General features: G+C 63.9%; 13 protein-coding genes and 3 tRNA genes. All 16 read left to right on the forward strand.

Annotated features, from left to right (window positions below; all coding sequences use genetic code 11):
* The first annotated feature begins 67 nt into the window (after positions 1 to 67).
* Positions 68 to 703, forward strand: a complete 636-nt coding sequence (locus ACHMWQ_RS13025) for an ATP-dependent Clp protease proteolytic subunit (RefSeq protein ID WP_354548609.1) — start codon at positions 68 to 70, stop codon at positions 701 to 703.
* Positions 704 to 947: 244 nt separating this feature from the next.
* The gene (gene clpX, locus ACHMWQ_RS13030; RefSeq protein ID WP_266331910.1) at positions 948 to 2,219 is read left to right on the forward strand and encodes an ATP-dependent Clp protease ATP-binding subunit ClpX; all 1,272 of its coding nucleotides are present in this window, start codon (positions 948 to 950) and stop codon (positions 2,217 to 2,219) included.
* A 389-nt stretch (positions 2,220 to 2,608) separates the two neighbouring features.
* Positions 2,609 to 5,041 (forward strand): endopeptidase La, encoded by a 2,433-nt coding sequence (gene lon / locus ACHMWQ_RS13035; RefSeq protein WP_396307791.1) that lies wholly within the window; start codon positions 2,609 to 2,611, stop codon positions 5,039 to 5,041.
* Between the two features lie 192 nt (positions 5,042 to 5,233).
* Positions 5,234 to 5,509 carry an HU family DNA-binding protein gene (locus tag ACHMWQ_RS13040; protein WP_266331908.1) on the forward strand — a complete coding sequence of 92 codons (276 nt, stop codon included), beginning with the start codon at positions 5,234 to 5,236 and terminating at the stop codon, positions 5,507 to 5,509.
* A gap of 146 nt (positions 5,510 to 5,655) precedes the next feature.
* A tRNA-Val gene (locus tag ACHMWQ_RS13045) sits at positions 5,656 to 5,731 on the forward strand.
* Between the two features lie 341 nt (positions 5,732 to 6,072).
* Positions 6,073 to 6,149, forward strand: a tRNA-Asp gene (locus tag ACHMWQ_RS13050).
* A gap of 144 nt (positions 6,150 to 6,293) precedes the next feature.
* Positions 6,294 to 6,370 (forward strand) — tRNA-Asp (locus ACHMWQ_RS13055).
* 228 nt (positions 6,371 to 6,598) lie between these two features.
* Positions 6,599 to 7,528, forward strand: coding sequence for an FUSC family protein (locus tag ACHMWQ_RS13060; protein ID WP_396307792.1), 930 nt, complete (start codon positions 6,599 to 6,601; stop codon positions 7,526 to 7,528).
* A 195-nt stretch (positions 7,529 to 7,723) separates the two neighbouring features.
* The gene (locus ACHMWQ_RS13065) at positions 7,724 to 8,032 is read left to right on the forward strand and encodes a hypothetical protein (protein ID WP_354548617.1); all 309 of its coding nucleotides are present in this window, start codon (positions 7,724 to 7,726) and stop codon (positions 8,030 to 8,032) included.
* A gap of 449 nt (positions 8,033 to 8,481) precedes the next feature.
* Positions 8,482 to 8,847 (forward strand): NADH-quinone oxidoreductase subunit A, encoded by a 366-nt coding sequence (locus ACHMWQ_RS13070; protein WP_266331905.1) that lies wholly within the window; start codon positions 8,482 to 8,484, stop codon positions 8,845 to 8,847.
* Positions 8,838 to 9,416, forward strand: coding sequence for an NADH-quinone oxidoreductase subunit B family protein (locus tag ACHMWQ_RS13075; RefSeq protein WP_266331904.1), 579 nt, complete (start codon positions 8,838 to 8,840; stop codon positions 9,414 to 9,416). Before ACHMWQ_RS13070 ends, ACHMWQ_RS13075 begins: the two co-directional genes overlap by 10 nt.
* 9 nt (positions 9,417 to 9,425) lie before the next feature.
* Entirely contained in the window at positions 9,426 to 10,055 is a 630-nt protein-coding gene (locus ACHMWQ_RS13080; RefSeq protein WP_396307793.1) for an NADH-quinone oxidoreductase subunit C, read from the forward strand.
* A gap of 7 nt (positions 10,056 to 10,062) precedes the next feature.
* A complete protein-coding gene (locus ACHMWQ_RS13085) occupies positions 10,063 to 11,253 on the forward strand; it encodes an NADH-quinone oxidoreductase subunit D (protein WP_266331902.1) in 1,191 nt (396 codons plus the stop codon).
* Positions 11,253 to 12,116 (forward strand): NADH-quinone oxidoreductase subunit NuoE, encoded by an 864-nt coding sequence (gene nuoE, locus ACHMWQ_RS13090; protein WP_354548622.1) that lies wholly within the window; start codon positions 11,253 to 11,255, stop codon positions 12,114 to 12,116. The genes ACHMWQ_RS13085 and nuoE overlap by 1 nt, the downstream gene beginning before the upstream one ends.
* An 11-nt stretch (positions 12,117 to 12,127) precedes the next feature.
* The gene (gene nuoF / locus ACHMWQ_RS13095; RefSeq protein ID WP_354548624.1) at positions 12,128 to 13,435 is read left to right on the forward strand and encodes an NADH-quinone oxidoreductase subunit NuoF; all 1,308 of its coding nucleotides are present in this window, start codon (positions 12,128 to 12,130) and stop codon (positions 13,433 to 13,435) included.
* 3 nt (positions 13,436 to 13,438) lie between these two features.
* The gene (nuoG, locus tag ACHMWQ_RS13100; protein WP_396307794.1) at positions 13,439 to 15,532 is read left to right on the forward strand and encodes an NADH-quinone oxidoreductase subunit NuoG; all 2,094 of its coding nucleotides are present in this window, start codon (positions 13,439 to 13,441) and stop codon (positions 15,530 to 15,532) included.
* Positions 15,533 to 15,535 lie beyond the last annotated feature (3 nt).

Here is a 15,535-nt window from a genome sequence, read left to right on the forward strand (position 1 = left end):
TACCGAGTGAGGTCGGGCCGGGGCATCTCAAGGTATTTGTGGCAGTCCACTGCGCCGAAGGAAGATCATGAAAGATCCTGTCGACCTCTATATGAGTACTCTGGTTCCGATGGTGGTCGAGCAGACCAACCGTGGCGAACGCGCTTATGACATTTATTCGCGACTGCTGAAGGAGCGGATCATTTTCGTCACGGGTCCCGTCGAGGACTACATGGCGACGCTGATCACCGCCCAGCTTCTCTTCCTCGAGGCCGAGAACCCGAAGAAAGAGATCGCGATGTATATCAACTCGCCGGGCGGCGTCGTCTCGTCCGGCCTGGCGATCTACGACACGATGCAGTTCATCAAGCCGGCCGTGTCGACGCTCTGCGTCGGACAGGCTGCCTCGATGGGTTCGCTGCTCCTGACGGCCGGCGAGAAGGGCATGCGCTTCGCGCTGCCGAACGCCCGCGTCATGGTGCACCAGCCCTCCGGCGGCTACCAGGGCCAGGTGACCGACATCCTGATCCATGCCCGTGAGGTCGAGAGCCTGCGCAAGCGGCTCAACGAGATCTATGTGCATCACACGGGTCAGGACATGAAGACCGTTGAAGACGCGCTCGAGCGCGACAACTTCATGGTCGCCGAGCGGGCCGTCGAATTCGGCCTGATCGACCAGGTCCTGACGAGCCGCGACGCGCTCGACGCGATCAAGAAGGACTGACCGGATCACGCTGGGATCCGCCCTTCCGGAGCTAGGTCGGCTGTTCGTCAGCCGACCGCGACATTAAGTATATATTGATCATGTCGCGATTAGCATGATTGGATCACAATCTTCGGATTGTCTCCGTCGGTAGGGACAGCAGGGTCCGAATTTTCGACCGCTGGCTGGGCGGAAGTCGAGCCGGAAGAGACATCGAAGAAAGTCGTTTGGAGGTTCCGAGCCTGAACGACAGCGAGGTAGACGGATGAGCAAAGTCAGCGGAAGCGACACCAAGAATACGCTCTATTGCTCGTTTTGCGGCAAGAGCCAGCATGAGGTGCGCAAGCTGATCGCAGGCCCGACGGTGTTCATCTGCGATGAATGCGTCGAGCTGTGCATGGACATCATTCGCGAGGAATCGAAGTCCTCGCTGGTGAAATCGCGCGACGGCGTTCCCACGCCGCTCGAGATCTGCGCGGTCCTCGATGATTATGTGATCGGCCAGCGCCACGCCAAGCGCGTGCTGTCGGTTGCCGTTCACAACCACTACAAGCGGCTGAACCACGCGGCGAAGAACAACGACGTCGAGTTGTCCAAGTCGAACATCCTGCTGATCGGCCCGACCGGTTGCGGCAAGACGCTGCTCGCGCAGACGCTCGCCCGCATCCTCGACGTGCCGTTCACGATGGCCGACGCGACGACCCTGACCGAGGCCGGTTATGTCGGCGAGGATGTCGAGAACATCATCCTCAAGCTGCTGCAGTCGGCTGACTACAACGTCGAGCGGGCCCAGCGCGGCATCGTCTATATCGACGAGGTCGACAAGATCTCCCGCAAGTCGGACAACCCGTCCATCACGCGCGACGTGTCGGGCGAGGGCGTTCAGCAGGCGCTTCTGAAGATCATGGAAGGCACGGTTGCCTCCGTGCCGCCCCAGGGCGGTCGCAAGCACCCGCAGCAGGAATTCCTGCAGGTCGACACGACGAACATCCTGTTCATCTGTGGCGGCGCCTTCGCGGGTCTCGAGAAGATCATCTCGGATCGCGGCCGCTCGACCTCGATCGGCTTCGGCGCCCGGGTTTCGGCGCCGGAAGATCGCCGCACCGGCGAGCTGTTCCGCAATGTCGAGCCAGAGGATCTGCTGAAGTTCGGCCTGATCCCGGAGTTCGTCGGTCGTCTGCCGGTCCTGGCGACGCTCGAGGATCTCGACGAGCCGGCGCTGATCACGATCCTGACCGAGCCCAAGAACGCTCTGGTCAAGCAGTACCAGCGTCTGTTCGAGATGGAGAATGTCGAGCTGACGTTTCATCCCGACGCTCTGTCGGCCATCGCCAAGAAGGCCATCGAGCGCAAGACCGGCGCCCGCGGTCTCCGCTCGATCATGGAAGCGATCCTGCTCGAGACGATGTTCGACCTGCCCGGCCTCGACGGCGTGCAGGAAGTCGTCATCTCGGCCGAGGTCGTCGACGGTTCGGCCCGCCCGCTCTACATCTATGCGGAGCGGCAGGAAGATGCCGTTGCCAGCGCCGGCGCGTAAACGCAGGCTGCCATAGCGATTTGAACGGCGGGGCATGTCCCCGCCGTTTTTTTGTCTTCGGCCCAGATCGAGCGTGGGCTGTCGCTTTCGATGGCCTATCCCACGGAGCTACCGCTCGTTTCGGCCGATTTCCTGCGGCTTTGCGGCAACAGCGGGCAGGGCAGGTGCTCTGTCCTAAGGCTGCCGACGAAAACCCGGATCGGAACCGCATTCTGCATCGCCCGGACAACTTGACACCCCGATGGTGCAACGCCACCTAATGGACAACGCATCGCAAGATGCTCCGACCCCTGAGTCGATCCGCCGGCTAATCCTCCCAAGCCGGTGGCTCATCTCCCAAGCCGAACGGTGCCAAATTTGGGCCGTACCCGGTTCGAAAGGAATGCCTCATGACAGCTGATACCAAGCGTTCGATCGGCCTCGAAGCAGGCGACGAACTCTATCCGGTCCTGCCGCTGCGTGACATCGTCGTGTTCCCGCATATGATCGTGCCGCTTTTCGTCGGGCGAGAAAAGTCGATCCGTGCGCTGGAAGAGGTGATGCGGGCGGACAAGCAGATCCTGCTGGCGACCCAGCAGAATGCCAGCGACGACGATCCGTCGCCGGAGGCGATCTTCCCCGTTGGCACGCTCGCCAGCGTGCTGCAGCTGCTGAAGCTGCCGGACGGAACCGTCAAGGTTCTGGTCGAGGGCATCGCCCGGGCCGAGATCCAGCGCTACACCGACCATGAATCCTATTACGAGGCCTATGCCACGGTGCTTGTCGACGACTTCGGCGACAAGGTCGAGGTCGAGGCTCTGTCGCGCTCGGTGGTTACCGAGTTCGAGAATTATGTGAAGCTGAACAAGAAGGTCTCGCCCGAGGTCGTTGGCGCGGTCACGCAGATCGACGATTATTCGAAGCTGGCCGACACGGTCGCCTCGCATCTCGCCATCAAGATCCCGGAGAAGCAGGCCATTCTGGCTCTGCCGACCGTTGGCGCGCGCCTGGAGCGTGTGCTGGGCCTGATGGAGAGCGAGATTTCGGTTCTTCAGGTGGAAAAGCGCATCCGCTCCCGCGTCAAGCGGCAGATGGAGAAGACTCAGCGCGAGTACTATCTGAACGAGCAGATGAAGGCGATCCAGAAAGAACTGGGCGACCAGGAGGACGGCAAGGACGAACTCGCCGAACTCGAGGAGCGCATCGCCAAGACCAAGCTGTCGAAGGAAGCCAACGAGAAGGCGATGGGCGAGCTGAAGAAGCTCCGCCAGATGTCGCCGATGTCGGCCGAGGCGACGGTGGTCCGCAACTATCTCGACTGGCTGCTCGGCATTCCGTGGGGCAAGCGCTCCAAGGTCAAGCACGACCTGCGTTTCGCGCAGGAGGTGCTCGATGCCGATCACTACAGCCTCGACAAGGTCAAGGACCGGATCATCGAGTATCTGGCCGTGCAGAGCCGCGCCAACACGCTGAAGGGGCCGATCCTGTGCCTCGTCGGCCCTCCGGGCGTCGGCAAGACCTCGCTGGCTCGTTCGATCGCCAAGGCAACCGGCCGTGAATATGTCCGCATGTCGCTCGGCGGCGTGCGCGACGAGGCCGAGATCCGTGGCCATCGGCGCACCTATATCGGTTCGATGCCTGGCAAGGTCATCCAGTCGATGAAGAAGGCGAAGAAGGCCAATCCGCTCTTCCTGCTCGACGAGATCGACAAGATGGGCCAGGACTTCCGCGGCGATCCGTCTTCGGCGCTGCTCGAGGTGTTGGATCCGGAGCAGAACAGCACGTTCAACGATCATTACCTCGAGGTCGACTACGACCTGTCGAACGTGATGTTCGTGACGACCGCCAACACGCTGAACATCCCCGGCCCGTTGATGGACCGTATGGAGATCATCCGGATCGCCGGATACACCGAGGATGAGAAGCTGGCGATCGCCAAGAACCACCTGTTGCCGAAGGTCGTGAAGAACCACGGCCTGAACGACAAGGAGTTCTCGCTGGACGACGAGGCGCTGCGTTTCGTCATCCGTCGCTACACGCGGGAAGCCGGCGTCCGGAGTCTTGAGCGCGAGTTGGCCACGTTGGCCCGCAAGGCGGTCAAGGACATCCTGCTGAAGAAGGTGAAGTCGGTCGAGGTCAACGAGAAGGTCGTCGAGGAATATCTCGGCGTTCCGCATTATCGCTACGGCGAGGCGGAGCTCGAGGATCAGGTCGGCGTCGTGACAGGCCTCGCCTGGACGGAAGTCGGCGGCGAGATCCTGACGATCGAAGGCGTCATGATGCCCGGCAAGGGCCGCATGACCGTCACCGGCAACCTGCGCGACGTGATGAAGGAATCGATCTCGGCGGCGGCATCCTATGTCCGCTCGAGGGCCGTCGATTTCGGCATCGAGCCGCCGCTGTTCGACCGGCGCGACATCCACGTGCACGTGCCGGAAGGCGCGACGCCCAAGGATGGACCTTCGGCCGGCATCGCGATGGTGACGGCGATCGTCTCGACCATGACTGGCATCGCCGTCCGCAAGGACGTCGCCATGACGGGTGAGATCACGCTGCGCGGTCGCGTCCTGCCGATCGGCGGATTGAAGGAAAAGCTGCTCGCGGCGCTTCGCGCCGGGATCAAGACGGTGATGATTCCCGAGGACAATGCCAAGGATCTCGCCGAGATCCCGGACAATGTGAAGAACGGCCTCGAGATCATTCCGGTCGCCCGTATGGACGATGTTCTGGCACACGCTCTGGTGCGCAAGCCGGAGCCGATCACATGGGATGAGAGCAAGGTGGTGGCCGATAAAACGGTCGTTGCCGAGGACGATCCGGCATCGGCTCTTACCGCTCACTAACGGCTCAATCCTGCGAAAACGGAGACGCCCGCCACCTCGGCGGGCGTTTTCATGTGCAATTTCACCGAAATATCGGTCAAAAGCGCAGAATTCCGCCAGTTTCGCTTGCCTTTGGCCTCGTTTTCAGTGATTTCTCGCGCTCGGTCGGGTCATGCGAATCGTCCCGGCTCAAGACCTGAGAAAGGATCATCCATGGCTAACAAGAACGATCTCATCGCTGCCGTCGCCGAGCGTACCGGCACGTCCAAGGCCGCCGCCGCCGAGGCTGTCGACGCCACGTTCGACGTGATCACGGCTGCCCTGAAGTCGGGTGACGAGGTCAAGATCATTGGCTTCGGCAATTTTAGCGTCGCCGCGCGCGCCGCGAGCGAAGGCCGCAATCCGCGTACCGGCGAGACGATCCAGATCGCCGCTTCCAAGACGCCGAAGTTCAAGGCCGGCAAGGGCCTGAAGGACGCCGTCAACTAAGCCATTCCTGGCTTGTTGGGTTTCTACGGCCTTGCGCTTCCCGCGCGAGGCCGTTTTATTTTGTGCGTGCGACGGAAAGGCCCGCTTTCCGGACTTGTAAGGCAGGGCGCTTTTCGCCTACACGTCTCGGCGCTGCAGGACACTGCGGGCGATTAGCTCAGTTGGTAGAGCGCCTCGTTTACACCGAGGATGTCGGGAGTTCGAGTCTCTCATCGCCCACCATGCCTCCGCGCCACGCGCGCCGGCCTCCTGCGCCCATCTCTCCTCTTCCCTGCTCTGGTCCCCCTTGTTGGGCTCGCAATCCCTTCCTTGGGGCCTCTGTGTCGATTTCGCCGTAAGCCCTCTCGGCCGGGTGCATGAAATGTGCGGCTCATGCGCATCCAGTCGCCTAGTCCATACGCAGGGAAGGGCGCTTTTGGCCGGTTCCAGCGGTTTTCGCCGGCTTATCCGGTTTTCCACAATACCGCTGGATCGCGTGCTTGACTTGGATAGGTCGGTACCGTACTTCAGCGCTCAACACGACGCGGCGACGAGCTGCGGCGCCCCCGGAAGGGGACCCCAGCGGGGGTGTAGCTCAGTTGGTTAGAGCGCCGGCCTGTCACGCCGGAGGTCGCGGGTTCGAGCCCCGTCACTCCCGCCATTCATTTTACCAAGCCTCGGATTGCACTGCATCCATCGGCTTGGATAAGGATTGGAAGCCATCACGGACCTCTCGGGTTCGATCCGCTTCCGGTTTCTCTGCACGATGCGGCCAAGGCCGTATTGACCCGAAAGGGGCACCCGCGGGGGTGTAGCTCAGTTGGTTAGAGCGCCGGCCTGTCACGCCGGAGGTCGCGGGTTCGAGCCCCGTCACTCCCGCCATTTTTTCCAATCTCCATCGACATCATTTTGCAGCAGTTGGCGCGCGCCGTGCGTTGCGCTCGCGCGGTGGTTGCATATCTCGCCTGTGCCTCTATGACTGCGCGGAGCCGTCTTTCCCAAGAGAGCCCGCCGATGCCAACCGACATTGCCCCGCCATCCCCAAGCGCAGATCTTGCCAGGATCCGGCGCTCGCTCCTGCTGGCGCTGGCCGTGGTGGCGCCATGGGCCGTGGGCATCGCCGTCGAGGAGGCCGGGAACGGTTCCGTTGCCGCCTTTGGCGCGTACCTGCTGATCGTTTCTTTCCCGACCGTGCCGCTTGTCCGGCCGTTTGCCACGCTCGGGGCCTCCGCGCTGATCCTGAGCTTCTTCGCAGGCCTCGGCGCAAGCATCGCGCTCGGCAGCCCCGCCTTCTTCATCGTCGCCATTCTGGCCGCGCTCGCGCAGGCTGCCGCCGAGCTCCGGGGTGGCCCCCTGCGCCTGCCGGTGGCATTGGGCGCGCTGGCCTTCTTCCTGGCGGTCGGTCAAATGCCCGCGGGCGGATGGCTGACCTATGGCGGGCTCTTTCTCGCTGGCGCGCTTTGGGGCGGCCTCGTCGCGGCCGCTGTCCTTCCCAGGGCGCCGGCGAAGCCCGCTCCGAAGGGAGAAGGGGAGGCTGCCGCTACGCGCTTTCTCGGCGCTGCGGCGGTGACGAGCCTGCTCGGCTCGCTGGCGGCGGTCTTCGTGCCAAGCTCGCATCCGGGATGGCTCCCGGCCGCGGCGCTCCGCGTTCTCAAGCCGACCCGGGCCGAGACGCTGCGCCGCATGAAGCAGCGCGGCGTCGGCAGCCTGCTCGGCGCCGCGGCGGGCGGATTGATCCTCGGCTGGGCCAGCGCCGCCTGGCTCCATGCGTTGCTCGTCGGCGGGCTCGTGTTCGCCATGCTGACGATCGGCGCCAAGCGCTATGGCGCGTGGACCTTCTGCCTGACAGCCGTGGCGCTCGCCTTCGATCTCGGGCCCGCCGCGCATCCGCTTCCCGTGGCCATGGACAGGGTTCTGCTGACAGTCGGGGGCCTAGTGATCGCCGCCGTCATCATCGGGCTGCTGCCCGGCAGCGCGCCGACGCCGGCTCGTGGTGCCCCGCCGCGAAACCAGGGCGGGATTCCGGCGAAGGACGCTTGAGGCCCTACCTGGCTGGTGTGGTCGCGATGTTGATATCGGGCCGAACGGCGCCAGCAGGATGCCTGCCGGAGACGAATACTTATGCTGCGGCGCAATGACGATAAGATTAGATCGAGAACCGTGACAAGTTTATCATCCTGTTGCTGATCTCGGTCACGAATGATTCGAATCCGGTCGGCATATCAGGGGGTTCTCATGGAAACTCTACTGCCTTTGATCCTACAGGTGGTTGCCGGCCTGATTGGCGGCAACGCGGCCGGCGCGGCGCTCAAGGAGAGGAGCCTCGGGACGACCGGGAATTCGATCGCCGGCGGCGTCGGCGGCATTATTCTGGGCCAGATTCTGCAGGCCGTGATGGGTGGCGCTGCTCCGGACGCGGGTGCCGCGATGGCCGGCATGGACATCGGCAAGATCGTCACGGACATCGTTGGCGGCGGTGCCGGCGGCGCGATCCTGACGGCCATAATCGGCATGCTGAAGAATCAGGTTTCGGGCGCGCGATAGGGCGGCGCTGACGGCGCAGGCGGGACCGTATCTCCGGAAGCACAGGCTGAGAAAAATGGGGGCGATTCGCCCCCATTTTTATGGAAAGCCGCCCTTATGGTGAACTCTCGGTTTCCGCCGGCAATCGGGCGGTTTCCGCGCCTTTCGGCGGGACATCTCGCCGCACACCCGATTGCTTTCATTCTTCCAGTTCTAATTTTTGCCGGTTTTCAGCCGGGATGCGCTACGGTGGGGCTCCAGGGCGCTTCCTCCGAGTGGGCTTGGGGCTTGCCACGTCTGTTCGCCTCCGATAAGCCTCGCCTCATGTTTCGACCGCCGCCCCGGCGGATCGCCGCCTTTTCGCGGCCGGCCGATATCGTAGTTGAGTGAAACGCTTGGCGGCCTTTTTGCGCCGCACCATCCTGAGGCAGCGGCGCGGCTGCTCGGGATGGAGCAACGGAGCCGGATTCATGGAAGACCTGTTGCGCGAATACCTTCCGATCGTCGTGTTCCTCGGGATCGCCCTCGTGATCGGTCTGGCGCTGCTGATTTCACCGTTCCTTGTCGCCTATCGCAATCCGGATCCCGAGAAGCTCTCCGCCTATGAGTGCGGCTTCAACGCCTTCGACGATGCGCGCATGAAGTTCGACGTCCGGTTCTATCTCGTCGCAATTCTGTTCATCATCTTTGATCTCGAAGTCGCCTTCCTGTTCCCGTGGGCCGTCGTGTTCGGGGATCTCGGCTGGTTCGGCTTCTGGTCGATGATGAGCTTCCTGGCCGTGCTCACGATCGGCTTCATCTACGAATGGAAGAAGGGAGCGCTCGAATGGGATTGAGCGGAACCTCTGGCACCCAGGTCGCGCAGCGGCCGAAGGGGCTTGTCGATGCGTCTGGCCGCCCGCTGGGCCATGACGATCCCTTTTTCATGGACGTCAACAACGAGCTGGCCGACAAGGGCTTCCTGGTCGCCGCCGCTGACGACCTGATCACCTGGGCTCGTACCGGCTCGCTGATGTGGATGCAGTTCGGCCTCGCCTGCTGCGCCGTCGAGATGATGCAGGTCTCGATGCCGCGTTACGACGTCGAGCGCTTCGGCTTCGCGCCGCGCGGTTCGCCGCGCCAGTCGGACGTGATGATCGTCGCCGGCACCTTGACCAACAAGATGGCGCCCGCGCTCCGCAAGGTCTACGACCAGATGCCGGAGCCGCGCTACGTCATCTCGATGGGCAGCTGCGCCAATGGCGGCGGCTACTATCACTATTCCTATTCGGTGGTGCGCGGCTGCGACCGCGTCGTCCCCGTCGACATCTACGTTCCGGGCTGTCCGCCGACGGCCGAGGCGCTGCTCTATGGCGTTCTGCTGCTGCAGAAGAAGATCCGCCGCACCGGCACCATCGAGCGCTGAAGGTACAGCATGGAAGAGACCCTCAAAGAGCTCGGTGACTACATCGTCGCGCAGCGCGCGAGCGATGTTATCGGCTTCGAGGTCGCCTATGGCGAGCTCACCGTCACCGTGCAGCGCGACGCGATCCTCGATCTCGTCACCTGGCTCCAGCGCGATGCGAATACCGGCTTCATCAGCATCATCGATGTCTGCGGTGTCGACTACCCGCAGCGCGAGATGCGTTTCGACGTCGTCTATCACCTGCTGAGCCCGACGCGGAACCTCCGCATCCGGCTGAAGCTGGAGACGGATGACGTGACGCCGGTTCGCTCGATCACCTCCGTGCTTCCGGGCGCGGACTGGTTCGAGCGCGAAGCCTATGACATGTACGGCATCCTGTTCACCGGTCACCCGGACCTGCGCCGCCTGCTCACCGACTACGGCTTCGAAGGACATCCGCTGCGCAAGGATTTTCCGCTGACCGGCTATGTCGAGGTTCGCTATGACGACCAGCAGAAGCGGGTCGTGTACGAGCCCGTCAAGCTGACGCAGGAATTCCGCGACTTTGACTTCCTCTCCCCCTGGGAAGGCACGGACTACGTGCTGCCGGGCGACGAGAAGGCCAAGGAAGCTCCCAAGCCCGAACAGAAGCCGAGCTGAGGCACCCATGGCAGAAGCCCAGGTTCGTCCATTCAATATCAACTTCGGTCCCGAGCATCCTTCCGCGCACGGCGTGCTGCGTCTGGTGCTGGAGCTCGATGGTGAAATCGTCGATCGCGTCGATCCGCATATCGGCCTGCTGCATCGCGGCACCGAGAAGCTGATCGAGACCAAGACCTATCTTCAGGCGGTGCCCTATTTCGACCGGCTCGACTATGCCGCGCCGATGAACCAGGAGCATGCCTTCGCGCTCGCCGTCGAAAAGATGCTCGAGATCGAAGTGCCGAAGCGTGGCCAGCTGATCCGTGTCCTCTTCTCCGAGATGGGCCGTCTCCTGTCGCACATCCTGAATGTGACGACCTGGGCGATGGACTGCGGCGCGCTGACGCCGCCGCTCTGGGGCTTCGAGGAACGCGAAAAGCTGATGATCTTCTACGAGCGCGCGTCCGGCTCCCGGATGCACGCTGCGTATTTCCGGCCCGGCGGCGTCCACCAGGACATCCCGGAGCAGCTCGTCCGCGATATCGGCGATTTCTGCGATCCCTATCTGCGCCGGCTCGACGATCTCGATCGTCTCGTCACGGGCAACCGCATCTTCAAGCAGCGCAATGTCGATATCGGCGTGCTGACGCAGGAAGAGGCCTGGAAGTGGGGCTATTCGGGCGTGCTGATCCGCGGCACGGGCGCAGCATGGGATCTGCGCCGTTCACAGCCTTACGAGTGCTATTCGGAACTCGAATTCGACATCCCGACCGGCGTGCATGGCGACAATTATGATCGCTATCTCGTCCGCATGGCGGAGATGCGCGAGTCGATCCGGATCATGAAGCAGTGCGTGAAGCGCCTGCTCGGCACCGAGAAGACTGGCCCGGTTTCCTACACCGACAACAAAATCGTTCCGCCGAAGCGCGGCGAGATGAAGCGCTCGATGGAAGCGCTGATTCATCACTTCAAGCTCTACACCGAGGGCTACCATGTGCCCGCCGGCGAGGTGTACGCGGCCGTCGAGGCGCCGAAGGGCGAATTCGGCGTCTATCTGGTGGCGGACGGCTCGAACAAGCCATATCGCTGCAAGATCCGCGCTCCCGGTTTCGCGCATCTCCAGTCGATGGACTTCTTGTGCCGTGGCCACATGCTGGCCGACGTCTCCGCGGTGCTGGGCTCCATCGATATCGTGTTCGGAGAGGTTGACCGCTAATGTCCGTACGTCGTCTCGCATCCGAGCAGCCGCAAAGCTTCGCCATCTCGCCGGACAATCTGGCCTGGGCTGAAAAGCAGTTGCTGAAGTTCCCGGAAGGGAAGCAGGCCTCTGCCGTCATTCCGCTGCTCTGGCGCATTCAGGAGCAGGAAGGCTGGGTGTCGGAACCCGCGATCCGTTGGGTCGGCGAGTTCCTCGACATGCCCTATATCCGCGTCCTCGAGGTTGCCACCTTCTACACGATGTTCCTGCTGGCCCCGGTCGGCAAGAAGGCGCACATCCAGGTCTGCGGCACCACGCCCTGCATGCTGCGTGGCGCCAACAAGCTGATCGACCGCTGCCGCGAGCGCATCCATCCCGAGCCGTTCCACGTCTCGGCCGATGGCAATCTGTCGTGGGAAGAAGTCGAGTGCCTCGGCGCCTGCGTGAACGCGCCCATGCTGCAGATCGTGCCGGATACCTACGAAGATCTGACGGTCGAGACCCTCGACAAGCTGATCGACGACATCCAGGCGGACCGGCCGATCAAGCCCGGTCCGCAAATCGAGCGCCATCATTCGGCGCCCGTCGGTGGCTTCCGCGCGCTGACGACCCCGGAACTCTATGACGGATCGATGGTCGGCCAGGGCGCCGGCCTGGCCGCAGCCCGCGAGGCGATCGCCGCCCGCGCAGCCGCTGCCGAGGAAGCCGCCCGCGCCGCAGCCAATCCCGCTCCCGTCGACAATAAGCCTGCCGAGCCGCCCGTTGCTCCCGCCGTCAAGGCGCAGGGCGAGGCCGACAAGGAAAAGGTTCCCAATCAGGTCAACCAGACCGTACCGGCGTCGGACCCTGCCGTCCGCCCGGACGCGGGCAAGAAAGAGTAGAGGGGCGGACGATGCTTTCGGACAAAGACCGCATCTTCACGAATATCTACGGTCATCATGACTGGGGCCTGCAGGGCGCGCTGAAGCGCGGCTCGTGGGATGGCACCAAGACCATCCTCGAGGCTGGACGCGACTGGATCGTCGACCAGATGAAGGCCTCGGGCCTGCGCGGCCGTGGCGGCGCCGGTTTCCCGACTGGCCTGAAATGGTCGTTCATGCCCAAGCAGAACGACGGCCGGCCGCACTACCTCGTCATCAATGCCGATGAATCCGAGCCGGGTACCTGCAAGGATCGCGAGATCCTGCGCCACGACCCGCACCATCTCGTCGAAGGCGCGCTGATTGCCGGCTTCGCGATGGGCGCCCATGTCGCCTACATCTATGTGCGCGGTGAATTCATCCGCGAGCGCGAGCATCTGCAGGCCGCCATCGACCAGGCCTATGACGCGCGCCTGATCGGCAAGAACAACGTCCATGGCTGGGACATGGATATCTATGTCGCCCATGGCGCCGGCGCCTATATCTGCGGCGAAGAGACGGCTCTGCTCGAAAGCCTTGAAGGCAAGAAGGGCCAGCCGCGCCTGAAGCCGCCGTTCCCGGCGAATGTCGGTCTCTATGGCTGCCCGACGACGGTCAACAACGTCGAGAGCATCGCGGTCGCCCCGACCATCCTGCGTCGCGGTCCCGCCTGGTTCTCCTCGATCGGTCGCGCCAACAATGTCGGCACCAAGCTGTTCGGCATCTCCGGCCATGTGAACACCCCCTGCATCGTCGAAGAGGCGATGGGCATCCCGTTCAAGGAATTGATCGAGAAGCATGGCGGCGGCATTCGCGGCGGCTGGGATAATCTGAAGGCGATCATCCCCGGCGGCGCTTCCTGCCCGATCATCCCGGCCGACCAGTGCGAAGACCTCATCATGGACTTCGACGGCACCCGCGCCGTGAAGTCGAGCTTCGGCACGGCCGGCGTGCTCGTCATGGACAAGTCGACCGACGTCATCCGCGCCATCGCCCGCATCGCTTACTTCTTCAAGCATGAGAGCTGCGGCCAGTGCACGCCGTGCCGCGAAGGCACCGGCTGGATGTGGCGCGTGATCGACCGCATGGCGCGCGGCGAAGCCGAGAAGCGCGAAATCGACATGCTCCTCCAGGTCACGACCCAGGTCGAAGGCCACACGATCTGCGCGCTCGGCGACGCCGCGGCATGGCCCATCCAGGGCCTGATCCGGCATTTCCGGCACGAGATCGAGGAGCGGATCGACCTCTATTCCCGCAACCCCAGGCCGGTCGAACGGCAGATGATGGAAGCGGCGGAGTAAATCATGGCCAAGATTATCGTTGACGGCATCGAAGTCGACGTTCCGCCGGACTACACGCTGCTGCAGGCGGCGGAAGCTGCGGGCGCCGAAGTGCCGCGTTTCTGCTTCCACGAGCGTCTGTCGATCGCCGGCAATTGCCGCATGTGCCTCGTCGAGGTAAAGGGCGGACCGCCGAAGCCGACCGCTTCCTGCGCCATGAACGTGCGCGACCTGCGTCCGGGCCCGAACGGCGAGCCGCCGGTCATGCTCACCAAGTCGCCCATGGTGAAGAAGGCACGCGAAGGCGTGATGGAGTTCCTGCTGATCAACCACCCGCTGGACTGCCCGATCTGCGATCAGGGCGGCGAGTGCGATCTGCAGGACCAGGCCATGGCCTATGGCGTGGACAAGAACCGCTTCGCCGAGAACAAGCGCGCCGTCGAAGACAAGCATATCGGCCCGCTGGTGAAGACGTCGATGAACCGCTGCATCCACTGCACGCGTTGCGTCCGCTTCACCACGGAAGTCGCCGGCATCTCCGAGCTCGGCCTGATCGGCCGTGGCGAGGACGCCGAGATCACGACCTATCTCGAGAAGGCGCTTTCGTCGGAGCTGCAGGGCAACGTCATCGACCTTTGCCCGGTCGGCGCGCTGACCTCCAAGCCCTATGCCTTCCAGGCCCGTCCCTGGGAACTGACCAAGACCGAGTCGATCGACGTCATGGATGCCGTCGGTTCGAACATCCGCGTTGACACGCGCGGCCGCGAAGTGATGCGCGTGCTGCCGCGCCTCAACGAGGCGGTCAATGAAGAGTGGATCTCGGACAAGACGCGCTTCATCTGGGACGGCCTGCGCACGCAGCGCCTCGACCGTCCGTATCTGCGCGTCGACGGTCGCCTCAAGCCGGTTTCGTGGGCTGAGGCCTTCGCCGCCATTGCTGACCGCGTCAACGCGACCTCGGGTTCGAAGATCGGCGCCATCGCCGGTGATCTGGCCGCCGTCGAAGAGCTCTATGCTCTGAAGGCGCTGATCGGTTCGCTGGGCTCCGCTAATCTCGACGCCCGCCAGGATGGCGCGAAGCTCGATCCGGCGCTGGGCCGTGCGAGCTACCTGTTCAACCCGACCATCGCCGGCATCGAGCAGGCGGACGCAATCCTCATCGTCGGCGCCAATCCGCGCAAGGAAGCGTCGGTGCTGAACGCGCGGATCCGCAAGCGCTGGCGCGCCGGCAATGTGCGCATCGGCGTCGTCGGTGAGCATGTCGACCTGACCTACCCGCATGACTACCTCGGCGCCGGTCCCGAGACTCTCGGCGAGATCGCAGCCGGCAAGGGCGCGTTCGGCGAGATCCTCGCCAATGCCAAGCGGCCGATCGTCATCGTCGGGCAGGGCGCTCTCGCCCGCGACGACGGCAAGGCCGTGCTGGCCGCAGCCGCTGCCATTGCGTCGGCTCCGGGTCGTGACGAAGGCTGGAACGGCCTCGCCGTGCTGCACACCGCCGCTTCGCGCGTCGGCGCGCTCGACGTCGGCTTCGTCCCGGCGGAAGGCGGACTGGATGTCGCCGGCATGGTTTCCGCCGCAGGGCAGGGCGCGCTTGACGTACTCTTCCTGCTCGGCGCCGACGAGATCGACACCACGAGCCTCGGCTCGGCCTTCGTCGTCTATATCGGCACCCATGGCGACGCGGGCGCGCACCGCGCCGACGTCATCCTGCCGGGAGCGGCCTATACCGAGAAGTCCGGCACCTTCGTCAATACCGAGGGCCGCGTGCAGATCGCCAACCGGGCCGGCTTTCCGCCCGGCGACGCGCGCGAGGACTGGGCCATTCTTCGTGCCCTGTCCGACGTGCTCGGCCACAAGCTGCCCTTCGATTCGCTCGGCGAACTGCGCAGGGCGCTCTATGCGGCCCATCCGCATCTCGCGGCCGTCGACACGGTCCGCGCCGGCGATTTCGCCGACGTGGCGGCGCTGGCTTCGGCCGGCGGCTCGCTCGGCTGGGCGGCTTTCGCCAATCCGATCCATGATTTCTACCTGACCAACCCGATCGCCCGCGCCTCCGCCATCATGGCGGAATGCTCGGCGCTCGCGGCCGGCCAGCTTGCCGCTGCTGCGGAGTGAGGC

Source organism: Kaistia sp. UC242_56 (genome assembly GCF_044452255.1).
Taxonomy (GTDB): Bacteria; Pseudomonadota; Alphaproteobacteria; order Rhizobiales; family Kaistiaceae; genus Kaistia; species Kaistia defluvii_A.